20 protein-coding genes are annotated in these 18,038 nt (G+C 49.1%); 9 read left to right on the top strand and 11 right to left on the bottom strand.

The annotated features are described in order from the left end of the window. On the bottom strand, positions 1-446 hold a 446-nt coding region (gene fliB, locus IMQ48_RS09900; RefSeq protein WP_196208892.1), incomplete at its 3' end, for a flagellin lysine-N-methylase. Between the two features lie 79 nt (positions 447-525). Next, a complete protein-coding gene (locus IMQ48_RS09895; RefSeq protein WP_196208891.1) occupies positions 526-1,794 on the bottom strand; it encodes a FliC/FljB family flagellin in 1,269 nt (422 codons plus the stop codon). Positions 1,795-2,049: 255 nt separating this feature from the next. Here IMQ48_RS09895 and fliD point away from each other — a divergent pair, with 255 nt between their 5' ends. From fliD to amyA, 4 genes are all read left to right on the top strand, one after another. Further along, positions 2,050-3,450: a flagellar filament capping protein FliD gene (gene fliD, locus IMQ48_RS09890; RefSeq protein WP_196208890.1), complete on the top strand. Its 1,401-nt coding sequence runs from the start codon at positions 2,050-2,052 to the stop codon at positions 3,448-3,450. 15 nt (positions 3,451-3,465) lie between these two features. Next, positions 3,466-3,873: a flagellar export chaperone FliS gene (fliS, locus tag IMQ48_RS09885; RefSeq protein WP_137399410.1), complete on the top strand. Its 408-nt coding sequence runs from the start codon at positions 3,466-3,468 to the stop codon at positions 3,871-3,873. Beyond that, positions 3,873-4,241: a flagella biosynthesis regulatory protein FliT gene (gene fliT, locus IMQ48_RS09880; RefSeq protein WP_137399409.1), complete on the top strand. Its 369-nt coding sequence runs from the start codon at positions 3,873-3,875 to the stop codon at positions 4,239-4,241. Before fliS ends, fliT begins: the two co-directional genes overlap by 1 nt. 71 nt (positions 4,242-4,312) lie before the next feature. After that, a complete protein-coding gene (gene amyA / locus IMQ48_RS09875) occupies positions 4,313-5,800 on the top strand; it encodes an alpha-amylase (RefSeq protein ID WP_196208889.1) in 1,488 nt (495 codons plus the stop codon). A 39-nt stretch (positions 5,801-5,839) separates the two neighbouring features. Here the strand turns inward: amyA and yedD are convergent, their stop codons facing one another. Beyond that, the gene (gene yedD, locus IMQ48_RS09870; protein WP_196208888.1) at positions 5,840-6,253 is read right to left on the bottom strand and encodes a lipoprotein YedD; all 414 of its coding nucleotides are present in this window, start codon (positions 6,251-6,253) and stop codon (positions 5,840-5,842) included. A 164-nt stretch (positions 6,254-6,417) separates the two neighbouring features. Here yedD and yedE point away from each other — a divergent pair, with 164 nt between their 5' ends. Next, the gene (gene yedE, locus IMQ48_RS09865) at positions 6,418-7,644 is read left to right on the top strand and encodes a selenium metabolism membrane protein YedE/FdhT (protein WP_370551846.1); all 1,227 of its coding nucleotides are present in this window, start codon (positions 6,418-6,420) and stop codon (positions 7,642-7,644) included. Then, positions 7,641-7,874 carry a sulfurtransferase-like selenium metabolism protein YedF gene (gene yedF, locus IMQ48_RS09860; protein ID WP_000790504.1) on the top strand — a complete coding sequence of 78 codons (234 nt, stop codon included), beginning with the start codon at positions 7,641-7,643 and terminating at the stop codon, positions 7,872-7,874. Before yedE ends, yedF begins: the two co-directional genes overlap by 4 nt. A gap of 666 nt (positions 7,875-8,540) precedes the next feature. On the opposite strand, the gene IMQ48_RS09855 is transcribed toward yedF, so the two are convergent. Then, on the bottom strand, positions 8,541-10,511 hold the full coding sequence (locus IMQ48_RS09855; protein ID WP_196208886.1) for a phage tailspike protein: 1,971 nt from the start codon (positions 10,509-10,511) through the stop codon (positions 8,541-8,543). Between the two features lie 167 nt (positions 10,512-10,678). Here IMQ48_RS09855 and IMQ48_RS09850 point away from each other — a divergent pair, with 167 nt between their 5' ends. Next, the gene (locus tag IMQ48_RS09850) at positions 10,679-10,900 is read left to right on the top strand and encodes an Arc family DNA-binding protein (RefSeq protein WP_230326352.1); all 222 of its coding nucleotides are present in this window, start codon (positions 10,679-10,681) and stop codon (positions 10,898-10,900) included. 52 nt (positions 10,901-10,952) lie between these two features. Here the strand turns inward: IMQ48_RS09850 and IMQ48_RS09845 are convergent, their stop codons facing one another. The 3 genes from IMQ48_RS09845 to IMQ48_RS09835 all read right to left on the bottom strand — a co-directional run bounded on the left by IMQ48_RS09845 (position 10,953) and on the right by IMQ48_RS09835 (position 12,644). Beyond that, on the bottom strand, positions 10,953-11,696 hold the full coding sequence (locus tag IMQ48_RS09845; protein ID WP_196208885.1) for a hypothetical protein: 744 nt from the start codon (positions 11,694-11,696) through the stop codon (positions 10,953-10,955). An 83-nt stretch (positions 11,697-11,779) separates the two neighbouring features. Further along, positions 11,780-12,409 (bottom strand): BRO family protein, encoded by a 630-nt coding sequence (locus tag IMQ48_RS09840; RefSeq protein WP_349111784.1) that lies wholly within the window; start codon positions 12,407-12,409, stop codon positions 11,780-11,782. 73 nt (positions 12,410-12,482) lie between these two features. After that, the gene (locus tag IMQ48_RS09835; RefSeq protein ID WP_165362053.1) at positions 12,483-12,644 is read right to left on the bottom strand and encodes a hypothetical protein; all 162 of its coding nucleotides are present in this window, start codon (positions 12,642-12,644) and stop codon (positions 12,483-12,485) included. 108 nt (positions 12,645-12,752) lie between these two features. On the opposite strand from IMQ48_RS09835, the gene IMQ48_RS09830 reads away from it, so the two are divergent. Together IMQ48_RS09830 and IMQ48_RS09825 are read left to right on the top strand one after the other, a co-directional pair. Beyond that, positions 12,753-13,112, top strand: coding sequence for an Arc family DNA-binding protein (locus IMQ48_RS09830; protein ID WP_196208883.1), 360 nt, complete (start codon positions 12,753-12,755; stop codon positions 13,110-13,112). A gap of 53 nt (positions 13,113-13,165) precedes the next feature. Next, on the top strand, positions 13,166-13,591 hold the full coding sequence (locus IMQ48_RS09825) for a hypothetical protein (protein ID WP_196208882.1): 426 nt from the start codon (positions 13,166-13,168) through the stop codon (positions 13,589-13,591). A gap of 17 nt (positions 13,592-13,608) precedes the next feature. Here the strand turns inward: IMQ48_RS09825 and IMQ48_RS09820 are convergent, their stop codons facing one another. From IMQ48_RS09820 to IMQ48_RS09805, 4 genes are read right to left on the bottom strand one after another with little or no spacing between them, the layout of a single operon-like run. Continuing rightward, on the bottom strand, positions 13,609-15,846 hold the full coding sequence (locus IMQ48_RS09820) for a hypothetical protein (protein ID WP_196208881.1): 2,238 nt from the start codon (positions 15,844-15,846) through the stop codon (positions 13,609-13,611). Next, the gene (locus tag IMQ48_RS09815) at positions 15,846-17,027 is read right to left on the bottom strand and encodes a phage DNA ejection protein (RefSeq protein ID WP_196208880.1); all 1,182 of its coding nucleotides are present in this window, start codon (positions 17,025-17,027) and stop codon (positions 15,846-15,848) included. Before IMQ48_RS09815 ends, IMQ48_RS09820 begins: the two co-directional genes overlap by 1 nt. Continuing rightward, complete coding sequence (locus IMQ48_RS09810) at positions 17,027-17,671, bottom strand: DNA transfer protein (RefSeq protein ID WP_196208879.1); 645 nt, start codon at positions 17,669-17,671, stop codon at positions 17,027-17,029. Before IMQ48_RS09810 ends, IMQ48_RS09815 begins: the two co-directional genes overlap by 1 nt. Then, positions 17,655-18,038: a hypothetical protein gene (locus IMQ48_RS09805; protein ID WP_196208878.1), complete on the bottom strand. Its 384-nt coding sequence runs from the start codon at positions 18,036-18,038 to the stop codon at positions 17,655-17,657. Before IMQ48_RS09805 ends, IMQ48_RS09810 begins: the two co-directional genes overlap by 17 nt.

The raw sequence follows: 18,038 nt of genomic DNA, 5'->3' as shown, positions 1-18,038 counted from the left end.
TTAACGATACTTTTTTCATTTAAAATCATCGCATGGGGATCTGTTAATACAATACTAGCGACTTCGGGGCATGACAAACTCAGCGATTTTCTTAGATCATTTTTATAAATACGTTCAATACGGGGGAATGTTTTACATGTGGTACTTAATGCCTTGGCCCCCAGCGTTTTCTGTACCTGACAGAGGCTGTCCTCGGTCAGATAAGGACAGTTTCCCGTATCTTCAACAAGTTTGACCATTCCCCAGGTAGTAACCTCTTTTTTAAGCAGGATAATGTTCTCTTTGGCGATCTTCTTTATATAATCATCTTTGCTGGAGAGATATTTATTCACCGTTGCCTTGTCCAGATGTATATTCCAGCCTTTACAGCAATGATCGCGACATTGTGTGCCGGTGCACTGAAACGTAGACACAAAATTGGGTTCAGTAACGGTAATTTCTTGCATTATTCAGACTCCAGTATAGAAAAAAGGCAGCTTTCGCTGCCTTTATTGTCTCTAATGACTGAGTAACCCAATCGATGGATTAACGCAGTAAAGAGAGCACGTTTTGCGTGGTCTGGTTAGCCTGTGCCAGAACAGAGGTACCCGCCTGCTGCAGGATCTGCGCACGAGACATGTTAGACACTTCGGTCGCGTAGTCGGAGTCTTCGATACGGCTACGGGCAGAGGACAGGTTGTTAACGGTATTACCCAGGTTGGTTACGGCAGATTCAAAACGGTTCTGAATCGCACCCAGGGAGCTACGGAATTTGTCTACATCAGACAGCGCGGCGTCAATTTTCTTCAGTGGATCAGTTGTTCCTAATGCTACTGAATTGTTTCCTTCCGATACTTCGCCAGTATCACTAATCACTGCGTTCTTATAAGTAGACTTACCGCTTGCTTGATCTTCTGTACGAATAGCATAAGAGAGTTTACCATTGCTATCCTTATAAGAGACCAGGCTTTGGCCAACTGTAATGCTTGTAGCATTTGAAGTTGTGACTTCTTTGCCAATTGTATTAACTTCAGTACCTGAAGCTATCGTAATACCGGCTACCGTCTTGGTACTGTCAAATGATACTGTACCTGTTGTAGCATCGATATCCGCTTTAAAATAGTCAGTACCATTGCCAGAGAAATAATGATCTCCTCCAGCAGTTTTAATCAACTTCGAAGTGACGGGAGTATAACCTACAGAGCCACCAGTATCATCCATAGTTGCTTTGTTTAATGCAATTTGAGTATTTACTTTAGAACCAGTAGCAACAGTTGCACCTGTGTTCGTAATATTCAAAGAATCTAAACCTAAAGTAGTACTGTCAATTTTCTTTAAATCAATAGTAATGGTTTCATTATCTTTTGCACCAACCTGAATAGTCAGTTGACCGTTCTGGTTCAGGACTTTTTTACCGTTGAAGTCGGTCTGCTCGGAGACACGGTTGATTTCTGCCAGGCGCTGATCGATTTCGTCCTGGATAGAAGTCAGGTCAGACTCAGAGTTAGAACCGTTAGCGGCCTGGACGGACAATTCACGAACACGCTGCAGGTTGTTGTTGATTTCAGACAGCGCGCCTTCAGTGGTCTGGGCAACAGAGATACCGTCGTTGGCGTTACGGGACGCCTGAGTCAGACCTTTGATGTTAGAGGTGAAGCGGTTAGCGATCGCCTGGCCAGCAGCATCATCTTTGGCGCTGTTGATACGCAGACCAGAAGACAGACGCTCGATAGCGGAGCCCAGAGCGGACTGAGATTTGTTCAGGTTGTTTTGGGTCAACAGCGACAGGCTGTTTGTATTGATGACTTGTGCCATGATCTTTTCCTTATCAATTACAACTCGATGTTATTGGGCTGTTGCCCACGGTTTCTGACCGTAACCCATGTATCGGCACGTTAATTTCGAACTTTAGAAAATTTTTAGTTTCTGCCCTCTTTTTTCTTAGCCCGTGAAATACCCGCTATATGCACCACTATTCCGCGCATTATTTTCATAAAACAATCATTAAACTTTGCGCGCAGATTGCCGATAAGCCATAGAACAAATGTTTGCAATCACAAGGAATCGAGCATGCCTTCATTTTCATCACTGGGCGTAGGATCAGGCTTACCACTGGACACGTTGCTAAACAACCTGACTATTGCTGAGAAAAAACGTTTAAATCCTATTACTCAGCAACAGACCGATAATACCGCCCGCCTGACGGCCTACGGTACGTTAAAGAGTGCGCTGGAAAAATTTCAGACGGCTAATACCGCATTAAATAAACCCGAACTGTTCAGAAGCAGTAACGTGACCAGCAGTACCGAAGATCTGAAAGTGACCACGGAGGCAGGCGCAGCACCGGGAATTTATACCATCAGCGTAACGCAGCTGGCCCAGGCGCAATCGTTGAGTACCAAAACGGTTGCCTCAAACAAAGATTCACTGGGTGACGGCTCTGCCACACGTACCATTAAGATTGAACAACCGGGCCGTAAAGAGCCGCTGGAAATTAAGCTTTCACAGGATAAAACCTCACTGGAAGATATCAGTAAGGCGATTAACGATACCGACAGCGGTATCTCCGCCAGTATCGTGAAAGTGAAAGACGGTGAGTTCAAACTGGTACTGACCGCCGCCGAAGGTATGGACAGCAAGATGACCATCTCTGTTGACGGCGACAGCAAGCTTAACGATCTGCTGGCTTACGACAGCAAAACCGGCACCGGTAAAATGAGTGAACTGGTTGAAGCGCAAAATGCCCAGTTAACCATGAACGGCATTCCTATTGAGCGACAGAGCAACAAAGTGACTGATGCCCCACAGGGCGTGACGCTGGAACTGACCAAAAAAGTCACCGACGCGCGGGTAACTGTCACTAAAAGCAATGAAAAAGCGACGGAAGCTATCAAAGGTTGGGTCGATGCTTATAACTCACTGATCGACACCTTTAATACGTTGACCAAGTATAAAGAAGTTGATCAGGGCGCGGAAGGTCAGGATAAAGACAACGGCGCACTGGTAGGCGATAGCGTGGTACGTACGATCCAGACCGGTATCCGGGCGCAATTTGCTAACTCGGGCAGCGAAGGTGCCTTTAAAACCCTGAATGAAATCGGCATCAAGCAAGATGGCAAAACCGGCAAGATGTCCATCGATGATACCAAGCTGAAAAAAGCGCTGGACGAAAACACCGCTTCAGTACGTGAACTGCTGGCAGGCGATGGTAAAGAAACCGGGATCACCACCAAGATTGCCGCCGAAGTAAAAAGCTATCTGGCCGATGACGGCATTATCGACAGTGCGCAGGACAGCATTAACTCAACGCTGAAAAAACTGACCAAGCAATATCTCTCCGTCAGCGCCAGTATTGATGACATGGTTGCGCGCTACACGGCACAGTTTACCCAGCTTGATAGCATGATGAGCAAATTGAATAACACCAGTACCTATCTGGGCCAACAATTTACAGCGATGAATAAATCCTGATAACACGAGGTAAGCATGTATACCGCGAGCGGTACCAAAGCCTATGCACAGGTCAGTGTGGAAAGCGCCGTAATGAGCGCCAGCCCGCATCAGCTGATCGAAATGTTGTTTGATGGCGCGAACAGCGCCCTGGTGCGCGCTCGCCTGTTTATGCAGCAGGGTGATATCGTCGCCAAAGGCGAGGCCTTAAGCAAGGCCATTAATATCATCGATAATGGCCTGAAAGCGGGACTGGATCAGGACAATGGTGGTGAAATCGCCACCAATTTGTCAGCGCTGTATGACTATATGATCCGCCGCCTGCTGCAAGCTAACTTGCGCAATGACAGTCAGGCCATTGAAGAAGTCGAAGGGTTGCTCAGCAACATTGCGGATGCCTGGAAACAGATCTCACCCAAAGCATCTTCCCAGGAGTCTCGTTAATGACCTCAGCCGTGGAGTTCGTCAACCGTTGGCAGCGCATCGCGCTACTCAGTCATTCGCTGCTGGAACTGGCACAGCGCGGTGAATGGGACCTTTTACTGGAACAGGAAGTTAGCTATCTGCAAAGTATTGAAGTGGTCATGGAAGACGAAACTCCACCAGGCATAACGCGAAGTATTCAGGACATCGTGGCTGGCTATATTAAACAAACGCTGGATAACGAGCAGTTACTTAAAGCATTGCTGCAACAGAGGCTGGATGAACTGAGCGGTCTGATCGGTCAGTCAACCAAGCAGAAAACGTTGAATAATGCCTATGGTCGTCTTTCCGGCATGCTGCTGGTACCCGACGCCCCCACCACGCCGTAAAATTTTCCCGTCTCGCCTGAATAATCTTCCATACTCCAGAGGTCGGCCAAACGGCTTCTGGAGCACGGAAGATGAAAAATCCCACGTTATTGCAGTACTTCCACTGGTATTACCCTGAGGGCGGGCAACTGTGGCCCGAACTGGCCGCACGCGCAGGCGGCCTCAACGATATCGGCATCAATATGGTGTGGCTGCCTCCTGCTTATAAAGGCGCGTCCGGCGGCTATTCCGTTGGCTATGACTCCTACGATCTGTTTGATTTAGGCGAATTCGACCAAAAAGGCACCGTCGCCACCAAATACGGCGATAAAAATCAGTTACTGGCAGCAATCGACGCGTTAAAGCACAACGACATTGCGGTACTGCTGGACGTGGTGGTTAACCACAAAATGGGTGCCGATGAAAAAGAAGCCATTCGCGTCCAGCGCGTGAACGCGGATGATCGTACGCAGATTGACGACGAAATCATCGAATGTGAGGCCTGGACGCGCTACACCTTCCCGGCCCGTGCCGGGCAATATTCACAGTTTATCTGGGACTACAAATGCTTCAGCGGCATCGACCATATTGAAAATCCTACCGAAGACGGCATTTTCAAAATCGTCAACGATTACACCGGCGAAGGCTGGAACGATCAGGTCGATGACGAGCTCGGAAACTTTGACTACCTGATGGGCGAAAATATCGATTTTCGTAACCACGCCGTCACCGAGGAGATCAAATACTGGGCGCGCTGGGTGATGGAGCAAACCCAGTGCGACGGTTTTCGCCTCGATGCCGTCAAGCACATCCCGGCCTGGTTTTATAAAGAGTGGATCGAACACGTGCAGGAGGTGGCCCCCAAACCGCTGTTTATCGTCGCTGAATACTGGTCCCACGAGGTCGACAAACTGCAAACTTACATCGATCAGGTAGAGGGAAAAACCATGCTGTTCGACGCTCCCCTGCAAATGAAGTTTCACGAAGCATCGCGTCAGGGACGCGATTATGACATGAGCCAAATCTTCACTGATACGCTGGTGGAAGCCGATCCGTTTCACGCGGTGACGCTGGTCGCCAATCACGATACTCAACCGTTACAAGCACTGGAGGCCCCGGTCGAGCCGTGGTTTAAGCCGCTGGCCTACGCGCTGATCCTGCTGCGCGAAAACGGTGTGCCGTCGGTGTTCTACCCCGATCTGTACGGCGCGCACTATGAGGATACCGGCGGGGATGGCGAAACCTATCCCATCGACATGCCGATCATTGAGCAGCTTGATGAGCTGATTCTGGCCCGCCAGCGTTTCGCCCACGGCGTGCAAACGCTGTATTTTGATCACCCCAACTGTATCGCCTTTAGCCGTAGTGGTACCGACGACGACCCTGGCTGTGTGGTGGTGTTGTCCAACGGCGATGACGGTGAAAAAAGCATCACGCTCGGGGCAAACTACGGCAATAAAACGTGGCGTGACTATCTGGGCAATCGAGAAGAAAGCGTGGTAACGGATGAAAACGGCGAAGCAACGTTTTTCTGCAACGGCGGCAGCGTCAGCGTGTGGGTGATTGAAGAGGTGTTGTAATATTCTCCCCGGTAGCGGTCAGCTACCGGGGTTAAACGCTTACGGCAGCGGTGTGGCCAGCGGCGTTTTCTGTAACACCTCGGCGCATTCCTGCGTTGGCCGGTCGACCCGTTGCAGCGTCATCCCGTCATATTCAAGCGTATTGCCTTCACGCTCAATCTCATACAGCTCACGTTTTACCGTCACGTTAGTGAGATCGCCGGAGAGCATCGTCAGTTTCCCCGGTAACGCAATCACCCGCTGCCACTGACGGCAATCCAGCGTATCGCCCTCTTTCGTTACCACCAGAGAGGCGATGGCTTCCGGACTCACCAGCGCACGCTGCGGACCTTTTGACTGCCAGTAGCCTTCCAGACCGGCGGGCGCTGGCGTTTTCACGACATCGTTATAATTTTCAACTTCGGCACATCCGCTAAGAAGCAGAAATGCACCAACGATTGCTAATTTTTTCATCATTCATCCTGCATGCGAAGAAAATGGGATTGTGGCATTAAACCCCTGATGTCGCCAGCCTTTCGCGGCGGCGGATAAAGATTGATCCCGTCGGGATTACTTCTTATTACTGATAGGCAAAAATATGGATCGGTGTAATATCCACACTTCTTGTTACATACCTTCTGAGTTCAGAGGCAAAACGCATGTCATGGCAACACTTCAAACAGGCCTGGTTAATTAAATTTTGGGCCCCTGCCCCTGCGGTCATCGCGGCGGGTATTCTCTCCACTTACTATTTCGGCATTACGGGAACCTTCTGGGCGGTAACCGGTGAATTTACTCGCTGGGGTGGTCAAGTCCTGCAGTTATTCGGCGTTCACGCCGAAGAGTGGGGTTACTACAAACTGATCCACCTCGAAGGCTCTCCGCTGACCCGCATCGACGGCATGATGATCCTCGGCATGTTCGGCGGCTGCTTTGCGGCAGCACTGTGGGCCAACAACGTGAAATTACGTATGCCGCGCAGTCGGGTGCGTATTATTCAGGCCATTATCGGCGGGATGATCGCCGGCTTCGGCGCGCGTCTGGCGATGGGCTGTAACCTCGCGGCGTTCTTCACCGGGATCCCACAGTTCTCCCTGCATGCGTGGTTCTTTGCGCTGGCGACGGCAATTGGCTCATGGTTTGGCGCACGCTTCACCCTGCTGCCGATGTTCCGTATTCCGGTCAAAATGCAGAAAGTCTCTGCCGCCTCGCCGCTGACGCAAAAACCGGAGCAGGCACGTCGGCGTTTTCGCCTCGGCATGCTGGTGTTTATCGGCATGATCGGCTGGGCGCTGTTGACTGCCATGGATAAACCCAAGCTCGGATTAGCCATGCTGTTCGGCGTGGGATTCGGTCTGCTGATTGAACGGGCGCAAATCTGTTTCACCTCGGCATTTCGTGACCTGTGGATTTCCGGGCGTACCCATATGGCAAAAGCCATTATCTTCGGCATGGCGGTCAGCGCCATCGGGATCTTCAGCTACGTGCAACTGGGCGTGGAGGCGAAGATCATGTGGGCCGGCCCCAACGCGGTGATTGGCGGCTTGCTGTTTGGCTTCGGCATCGTGCTGGCGGGCGGGTGTGAAACCGGCTGGATGTACCGCGCGGTTGAAGGTCAGGTGCATTACTGGTGGGTCGGTCTGGGCAACGTGATCGGCTCGACCATCCTGGCCTACTACTGGGATGACTTCGCCCCGGCGCTTGCCACCAGCTGGGATAAAGTGAACCTGCTCAACACATTCGGTCCGCTCGGCGGCCTGCTGGTAACTTACCTGCTGTTGTTTGCCGCGCTGATGCTCATCATCGGCTGGGAAAAACGTTTCTTCCGCCGTGCAGGGCTAGCGCCTGCTAAGGAATCCGCATGAAAAATATCGTCCCTGATTACCGTCTGGACATGGTGGGTGAACCGTGTCCCTACCCGGCTGTCGCCACGCTGGAGGCGATGCCGCAGTTGAAGAAAGGTGAAATTCTGGAAGTGGTGAGTGACTGCCCGCAATCGATCAATAATATTCCGCTGGATGCGCGTAATCACGGCTATACGGTGCTGGATATTCAGCAGGATGGACCCACTATTCGCTATCTGATTCAGAAGTAAGTGTTTGCCGGATGGCGCTACGCTTATCCGGCCTACATTTTCTGCACGTTGCACCTACACCTGCATGGACATCATATGACCATGTATTTTTCATAAATGACAAAGATCGTCCAAGAGCGCACCAAATAACAGATGGTTAGAGTAGTCGAAAGCATCAGTCGTCTAAGTTCACCTTAGAGCGAGTGCTGTTTTGTGCCACATCCATGCCCCATCACACATCCCATCATGAGCACACAAAGCCTTGCAAACCGATGCAAAGCTTTGTGTGTCCCGTTTTTGTCTCACGTCACCGGACACTCATCAAAACCAGTACGACCATTCCCGTGTACAACCACGATACACATCTGGATACGCGACTGGAGATGATGCAGTGGTGGATTGATTGGCTTGATGAGAATATTGTCTAATGTATAAGCCTAAATCCGTGCATGAACTTAAGTTTTCTCTACTTGTTTATTTTCACATCTGATATTAAAAGCCAGTTATGCAGTACGTGGTCCTTTCCATCAGGCGACTCTGCGGTAAACATATCAGAATCGCGAATATTCCCCCTTGCGATTCACTAGTCCTTCGCCACCATCAGGCTGGACAGTGGACTTTCATCCCAGAACTGCTAAGCATGCCCAGCACACAACAAAAAGCCCACTCAGTGGGCTTAAATTAAAATTATATTATTTCTTGGATAATTATATTCGATTGAGGGTTGATATTAAATACTGACCCAATATTAAGCATATCAAATGCTATGTTTGCGCTTGCATCTAGCGCGAGAGTTAAAGAATGTGATGCGCCAGCAGCGTTAGCTCCTCCAGATGATGCCACGCTAATAGTTGTGTTACCAACTAAAATGCGAAGAATTCCTCCGGCGTTACCTGACAAACCAGAACCAACTGCTAGCATAGAAACAGACAACATAACTGTGCATGGTCTTGAAAAACTGATTGCATTGTTAGCTACGGTAAACAGCCCGTTATCACTAGCAGTTGTCAAGCTTATTGACGTATATGCCCCTGAATTGTTTGGTATCAATTGCCCGGAAACAATCCCTACGCCATAAAGAGTTCGCCAACTGGTATCAGGTGAAACATTCAATCCATATCTAACAGTAGGAGCTCTAATCAATATCTGATCACCAGCTGATGCAAATGTTACCCTAATAAACTGAAGAACTCGGTCTACGGTGCTGCCAATTTGCTGAGCAGCACTATATCGCCTGTAAAGATTATCCAGACCGACAATGGAATACTCAGCAGTTTTAGTTGTTGATGAGCCAGAAAAAGCATTCAGACCTATTGATGCAGAAGTAACGGAACCAATCATATTTCGTACTGCCGCAGAAAAATTGACTGTTTCTCCATTTTTCATGCGCATTGGTATACTTCTCTGTACTAAGCATGAACCAGGAGCGGTGGCTGTTACATAAATATCGCCATTAGCAGAAACTGAAACAGACCCGTTAGTAGCAGTCCAGCCACTGGTATTGTTAACCAGTGTTCTTCCCTTAATATATATCATTGATGGGATGCAGGGAGATACCGTAGCTGAAGCAGCGGCAATGGATGGTGGAACAACATCAACATCATGCGCAACGGCATAATCAATAACATCTGATATTAGCTGAAGCTTATCACTATCGGCAGGAACGTCATGCGCATAAAATACCACAACGCCTGATGCTTCTACTGCCGAATCAATTATCGCTTGGGCAGTGGATAATGAAATAATACCATCTGATGTTTCAAGACCATATCGATACAATTCGGTAGGAAGCATGTTTTTCATTGGCGTAGCATTGGGGGCCGTTGTAAACGCATACTCGAACATACTCCTAATTAATGGTTGAAAAGAATCATCAGCAACAGAACTGGGAGATTGCATAATCCTTGGATTAATCCCCATTTCGTTAAAAAATGATTGAGCTGTCTCAAGCTCAGCTCTAACAAATGTAGCGTTAACTGATGAACTGAATGGTACAGATGAAAATGAATGATTAATAATCTCAAATCCTTGCGCTGCAAGCTCAATTATCTCAGTTCCACTCATGTCACTAGTTAAGTTGACATTTCCAGTATTTACAGCAAATCCGCATGATTTTCCCTTTGAGGCAAACAGTGGAGCTACTACTGAATAATGAGATTCTTTGGCATCATCAAAAACAAAAGAAATACATGGAGTATAATTTTTCTTTGAGCTAAGTGAATCTTGGTGAAGATTATCTATTTCTTCCTGCACGCTCTTACCACTTTCACTTCCAATAAGGCCTGCTCCATCATCACTTTCCAACTGATTCCTGAACTGATCAGGATCATACTTCAAGACGTTCGGATAGTAGAACTGCTGAGTTCCATATGCGTCATAAACAGCCATAGAATGGCCCTGCACGGTAACAAACTTTGCAATCTGTCCGTTATATACCGGATATCCTCCGGCGTTGATGATAAGCGGCTGGGCGACAGGCACATGGCTGCCATCTTCATTCTCAAGGTATACCTGAATCTGGTTCGCAGGGTTAACCGGATCCGTATCAATCTGGCCGATGTAGATTTTACCGTTAGCCACAGCTTTGAATGAGCGCGGCATAGTGAACAACTGCGAAGGCATGCTTACAACGACATTGGCGGTTATATAATCTGACATTTACTGTGCTCCAGGCGCAAGTAATCCCCACAGGCGAGCTGCGGTGAGATATAGTTACATACCGAAATAGTACGATTGTTGATTTATCCAGTAGGTTTTACGATGCCATTCCACCCACTGGTGAGGCATCAAGGATGTATAGCAAATAGGATGAGGCGCAGTTCCACTTGAGGCTTACACACGAGTTGCACGCTAAGATTAAGCAGCGTGCAAAAATGAACAACAGGTCTATCAATGCAGAGATTGTGGCAACGATGGAAGAGTCATTGGCCAGGCCGTCACCGGTACGCGGGTACCGTGATGATGCTGAGCGATTGGCCTCCTTGATTTCAGAGCAGGTAAAAGAAGTAGCTGCTGATATTCTTAGGAAAGAAAAAACCCGCGATTAAGCGGGTTTACTTAGCAGAGTGCAAAAATGCACTCTGGATAAATATCAATTAGTTATGCTACATCAGCACCATGGATCAGGTGGCGCAGCGCTTTCACACCCTCAGCATTGTAGCGGAACGCTTCAACCTGCTTGCTGGAATGGGCCGATTTGTCCAAGAAAAACTTACCATGCTGCTCAGTCTTGAGGTTATTGGCATTGGCAGTGCGTCCGATCTTCTGAGCAGACACGCCAAGCATCTCGCCCACTTCGCCAGCGGTATGGTAATGCTCCTCCAATACCGGCAGCGGAATCGCATCATAGCCGATGAGTGGATTAATCAAAGATGCTGCAAGAACCTGATGCGCCATTGGATCAAGGCGCGGCAGCATAGCCATAATCTCACGGGCGCTGGCAATGTTCTTTTCCAATGCCTGAGCTTTCAGCTGATCAGCCTTTGCTAGGCGATATTCAGTGATACCAGACTGGCTTTTCGGCATTGCCGGGATCGCCTGCATATCTTCGAGCTTATCTACCAATGAGCGGCGAACAGCTTTCGACTCGCGGGCGGCCACGCGGAGAGCCTGCTTGATGGACATTTCAACGACTTCAATTTCTGAGCCGTTTTTTTGACCTACAAAAATTTTGTAGGTCTCGCCATCAAGTTCATCCTTAATGCGGTCAATGAATACGTTATTACGCACCACCCCTTCCCCGCACTCCTTGCGAGCCTTATTGACCATCTCCAGCAGATACTGGCTATCAATAGTTTTCTCGGTGACAACAGAACCAGTAACTGCTAAATTCATCTTAGTCATATACGTTCCTATGCGTTGTTAGACTTCAGTAGACCGCCAGCTGTAACTGGCGGTTTTTCTTTTTGCGCCATCCCATACGCCCATCAGTGAATCCATCCTTCTTCTCCGCGGAGTTTTGCCAGCACAGGCTGAGCGCGACTTACGACAAAATTCGAGTTATCCAGGTTCTGCGTTTCGCGGAGTAATAACTTTTTGGTTTCGTCCGTCATGTACCTGGTTTCATGTGCGATATCGCGTAGCTTGCCTGAAAGTTCAGATCCCAGTTCGCGCATCGCAGGATAGAGCTTCTTGCTGATCTGCTGGCTCTTTTCCATCCAGAGCTGCAAGTAACAAAGACTCACCAACTCCTCATCAGAAAACTGCTTAGCGATCGGTGAGTCCTGCACCTCGCGATCCAGGATATCCAGCACCCAGCGACGAAACTCTTTGGCTACATCGGTACGGGCAAACATCGCGATTAGGTGAGCGCCGCGCAGTGAGAAAACGCGCACCTTCTTGCGGTAATTTCCTGAGGTACTCACTTCGAGTACCTGAGTCATTCCGTCGCTAAATTCATCCGCGTACTTATTGTAAATCATGGTCACAGCGCGACTGTTTGAGTATTCCAGCGCAGAAGCAAGATCCGATGACGTGAACCAAACGCCTTGCTTATTTTCTACTGGCACCAAATTAACTCCGTGGAAGTTGTAATCTGATTTTGCTACAATATTCATGTTGGTTTCCTTGCATACGGTTTCCGACATAGAGGCCCGGTTAGTGTTAGCGCACTGCTGGGCTTCGCTATTTTTAGAGAGCATTCTGCATTTTCTCCCGGTACTTCAACCACCAAGCCAATCCTTGAACCAACACAGAGTTTTCTGACATTCCCTCTTCCTCTGCGATACGTTTAACTTCTTCCTTAAAGCGGTACGGATAGCGAAGAGTTGTCTTCACTTCATTCTTTTCCATGCTGTCTCCTCATCTCATCAATGAAGGCAAATTGCCTTTAGAGTCAATTTACCACGATTGCGCATGAAGTCAAGTTGCCTCTACAATGATTTTTATTTGAGGTGAATCATGTCTGAAAAATTCCCGAGCCAGATGCAAGATAAGTTCACGGTAAGATTCCCTGATGGGATGCGTGATGTAATTGCCGAAATGGCTAAAAATGACGGTAGATCTATAAACTCTGAAATAATTGCGTTGCTAGAATTGGCGATTAGAGTTTGTCGTGATTTTGGTCCAGATGATGGTCCGGTCGTTCAACAGTTCAGGGAACGGCTAAGTGCATTAGATAAAAAAAGTGATGACATTGAAAAAACTGTAACGTTATCACATAAGGAGATGGAGAAAATGCTTGATAGATTCAGCGATAATCTACTCGGTATGATCAACGAAAAATACGAACTGATACCTAAAAACAAAAAGCCTACCTGAGTAGGCTTCCGCTTTTCACCCGTGCTACAGTAATGGAACCTAAGGAGGTTGGTGTGTTTGGTCTATCAAAAAAAGAACAAATCGCTTCTCTTCAGAAGCAGCTAACAAAAGCAAAAAGCGACGCAAAGCATTTCTACAGCGTGAAAGGCGAGGTTGAAGAGCGTGCTTTCTATGACCTTGCTGAATTGGCTCGCGAAAAAAACACATCAGCCAGAGAGGCCGCCAAAACAAAAGAAGGATTGATTATCCTTTCTGAAATTGTGCTTAACCGCCAATGGGCCTTTTACCTGAACGAGCATGCCATCCAGATCCAGGCGCAAATCAATTCACTGATAGATCCGGATTACCTTAATGACCTTGCCGATAAATCCATCTGGTTTGATAAAGTGGTCACGCCCGCAGGATTAGATATTGTGATAGATCAGCTAGAGCCGATGTGTGGAAAGCTAATTGGCGAAGTCGACGATTACATCAGTTAGCCTTCCGTGGCCAATGGTTAGTTCCCGCCTTCCTCAGCCTCACCTGATAGCCAGCCGATAATTCCCGCCCTGGCTATTCTCTCTTTCTGCTCTGCCGGAAGTGAGCGATAAAACTCTTTCCATGCAGGAATTGCAGCAATTCTCTTTTCAAAATGGGCGGCGATTTTTTCCTGTGCCTCTGCGCTAGGTCTCCGTTTGGCGGCAGAAACCATATCCTTCCACACCGGGCTAGTCATCAACTCCTGCGCAGCATCAGCCCCTGTTTTCCTAATAGCCTCCTTCGCCCCCATATGGGCGGCAACGGATGTATTCAGGATTGGGCCAACTACAGGAACATGCCCCAATGCAGTGGCGATTATCGCCATTTTCCCATGCCTTGAAAGCTGATCAATAAATCCTCCAGGCTGGTCTAGTTTTTTTAGAAATCCATTTAATTTTCCGTTGGGTATGTGAAATCTATTTGTCGCTTTAACTTCACGTCCCAGTTTGTAGAAATCATTGAGTTCGCGCATCGTTTGCGCTGGAAGTTCCTTCTCGAGAAGGCGGATGGTGCCCTTTCTTTTAAGCTCCCCATAAAAATCAACCAATCCATTTATATTATCAGCCAGATCCGATCTGCTCCCTTTGCGCAGCATGTCGCGCATTCCGGTAGCTATAAGTTGGCTGCGCATGTCCTTGTCTGGCATAGAGCGCATCAGTTGAACGAATGGTTTTGTATTCCCGCTATAAAGCCCATCAAGTGCGCTTTTAGCTTTAACCGTCACATCGCCCGTCAAATCCTTGCCAATAAGGTTGTAAACTCGTTTCTCCATCATTTTTCGCTGTGCGGTAACAGCATTGGCGGCCTTTAACTGGTCTGATAGCCCGTGAGAAATAGCCACGGCATCACGGTCTTTCGATAATGTGGAATAAAGGGCGCTAAGGTTCCTCTCTTTAGTGCTGCCAAATGGTGTTCCCGCCTTTTCAAGTTCAGCGCCAACCATAGACATCATGTTCCTAAGTCGCCGGTATGTTAACGGGCCTGCCTTGTCAGTGGTCGGGGATATTGCCTCGTACACTTCCTTTTCAACAGGTGAAAGATATTGATAACCGCCAACATCATCAGCCATATCATCAAGCATGCTTTTGGTATTTACTGACTCAACAGGTGTGCGCGGAGAAATGGCGTTATTAATAGGTGTAAAAAGCTCCTTTTCTTTTGCCTTTAACGCCCTTCTCGTGGTCTCAAATCCTGTTTTGAACTTGTCATCCATTGCTAGCCGATCGGGCATGGCCCCGGCATCGTCAATGATTTTTGAAGCTCGCTCAGATATCCGCTTAATGCTATCCCTCTTAACCGCAGCCAGTACCGACTCGTCTTGCGAGGCAAGCCCCATCTGAACCGCCTTGAAAGCATCATTCCCGGAAGTGTATGCCTCAAGCATATCATCAGGATCAAGGCCGAGATTCTTGGTGGCATCAATTACATCCTGCTTTGGCTGAATGTCGTTAACAACGTCAGCTATACGACTTGGCTTGCCTGATTGCGCAGCCTCGCCAACCTTTGCGGCGGTTTCCTGCACTCCGGGCGTGGGGATGGCTTCCTTAGCGGCGGTCGCAGCACCCGCGCCTTCATCTATCGCTGATGTTGCAGCTGATATTGGCGCGGCTTCCGCCCCTCTTCCAATCAGTGCTTTTGCACCACGATATAGGGAGGGGATGCCCATTAATGCGGTATTTATCGCCATTTCCTTTGTGGCGTTTTCCGCAAAATCGCCAGGCTGATTGCCAGCGTTTGCCACCGAACCAATCATTGCGCCACCCACAGGGCCAGCGCCTGGTATCAAATAGTTGCCAATCTCTTCACCAATCTTGGCGTATGGATCTATTGGCTGATCGATAGGGCGATAAACATCTTGTATAGGAGTAAAGCCACCATCGTTTACACCTAAAACTCCATTTGCCCATGCCGCCGCCTTGCCTACAGTATTAAGAATGTTGACCCCACCCTGAGCCAAGTCTGCTGGAATGTTGGCAATCCCTCTTGCGGCCTGTTCGGCTGCCCCGGGGAAGTCTTCTCCGATACTCCGGCCAGCGGCTTTAAGCGCGCCAATCATGCTGCTATCCAAACTATCTGAACCCTGCTGACTTTGTGGTTGCGGAGATTCTGGCTGAGCCTGCGCTTGCTGATACTTCAGCCATGGCTCAGTGCTACTGCCAGTATCTGCTTCATCTACAGCGGTTGCTCCTTGGTATTTCTCCCATGGTTTAGCCATTATTGCGCCTTCCAGTTTTTAGAGTTAGACGGATCGCCGCCGAGGAAAATATGCCCACCATCCACCGTACCTATCTGTGGGGCTCCAGGGTAATTCCTCTGCGTGTAGGAGTCAGTTACCGGAATGCGTGAGGCTGCATTTTCAATTTTCTGCTGAATGGCATTTAGCCGCTTATCAAACGCATCAGTAGGCATGCTGGTATTAAGTCCACTTGCGGCATTTCTTACCAATTTCATGTCTGATTCTGAAAGCGTACCTTTCAACACGCCTGACTTATCCAGTGAAAGCATGGCGTTCAGCCGTTCAACCTTATCCCTGTAGGCCGCCCCTACAGTGCCTGGAACGCGGGGAAGAATGCCTGCTTGCCCTTCAAGTCCACCGTAGCGCCCATCCTTGTCTGTTTTTAAATCACCAATGAGGTCAAGAGTTTCCTGCAACCCTTCCCTTTGCGTGTCATAGGCGCTATCTCGCTCTTGTCTAACTCGTGTAATTTCTTGCTGGTTTTGCTGTCGTTTATCCTGCAAGTCAGCAAGCTTAATGGCATTTGTTTCCCTGGCGATCTGTCGGTCAAATCCCTTATCAGCCAGCTCCATGCGCCGCAGGTTAACGTTCTGCTGCGCGATGCTGTTATTCGCCCACTGGACAGCATTGCTTTCCCGATTGTTACGAGCGGTTTCATCTAACTGCTGCTGCTTTTGCTGCGCATCAACCTGCTTCTCGAAAGGCATAGTCGCGTACATAGACGCCTTAAGGAGTGATCCAAATTGCTGCGGGTCGTTTTGGGCCATTTGAATGGCTTCCTGCGGATCAACGCCGAAGCTCATTAGCGCTGGTTTGTTTTGCTCTATTGCGGTTTGAATCATTGCCGGATTGCCGGTTGCTGCCGCTACAGATATTTTGTTGAGCGCCTTGTTAACAAACGTAGCGTGCTCAGCATCCTGCACGCCGATCTCCTTCTGGATGAGATCCGCAAATTCAGGGTATTGTCTGCGAAGCGCTGGTAAATCCTCCGGCTTTGCATTCTGCAGCGCAGCGTAAGCACTGTCTTGCCGCTCCTTCGCCGCAGCCGCTTTCTGATTTTCCAGCTCCTGCTGGTTTGCCACACCCATCAGGCCGCCGAGTCTCGCCCCGTTCGCAATGGAGCGATCCAGACCTGCGGTATAATCAATTGGATCAACCATCAGTAACCTCCTTTTAGGCCGCTACCATATAGGCTTTTGCCACCTGTCGCCCAGGCAGCGCCAAGGCCAGCAAGCGTGTTAAAGCCTGCGGTCGCCGCTCCGGCATTGGCCGCGCCGATTTGCCCCATATTCTGACCGTAGGCGTTTGAGTAATTCCCTGCCGCCGCATTGTTGGCACCTGCTGCTGACAGCCCGACATTGCTCAAACCGAGCAACTGGCCGTACATGTTGTTCTGTTGATCGGTCATCATAGACAGGTAGTTTTGCCCAAGCTGCGGAGCAATTGATGAGAGCATATTGCCGGTGGCGGTTGAGCCAAGGCCGCCGGTTGCTTCGGCAGCATTCAGCGCCTGATAGCGCGCCTGATCGCTCTGCATCTGATATTCGGGTGAGGCGTAGTATTGCGACAGCATCTGGTTTCGGTCGATTGGCTGACCAGCGATACCCTGCAACCCGTTAAGCCCCTGCAACCCAGCCTGGAGGAATGGCTGGTTGGTTTTCTTCTGGTCCTGGTAGATATTCCAGGCCATCTGATTGGAGTCTTTCGCCGCGCTAACCTGAGCGCTAGCTGCTTGATTAGCGCCGGTGATACCGCCGACGACGCTACCGACTGCGTTACCAATACCTTTAGCGATACCGCCCATTTGCATACCTCTTCATTAGAATTATAACGCCGCGGGTATCGTCGATATACTCGACCTCGCCGCGCCACGTTTCGATGAATCCAAACTTTTTCGCCAGGTTGCACACCTGCTTATGCTCGATGCGGATCGGCGCATGCACCTCACGCCCGCCAATCATCGTCAGCGCATCAGCCACAGCATCACGGCATCGATGGCGCTCACCGGGTTTCATTGCCATATGCAGATCGACATGCGAACCGTGGTCGATAGTCACGAACACGCCGCAGCCATCAAACAGCCAGTAGTCAGCATCGAAATCCGGCCACGACGGGACACCCCACAGGCGCATTAATGCCTGCCCGGTGAGAGCATCGATATTCGTTAGCAT

The sequence above is a fragment of the Citrobacter sp. Res13-Sevr-PEB04-36 genome, from assembly GCF_015672735.1.
In the GTDB taxonomy this organism is placed as follows: Bacteria; Pseudomonadota; Gammaproteobacteria; order Enterobacterales; family Enterobacteriaceae; genus Citrobacter.
This window is presented reverse-complemented; position numbering and strand designations above follow the sequence as displayed.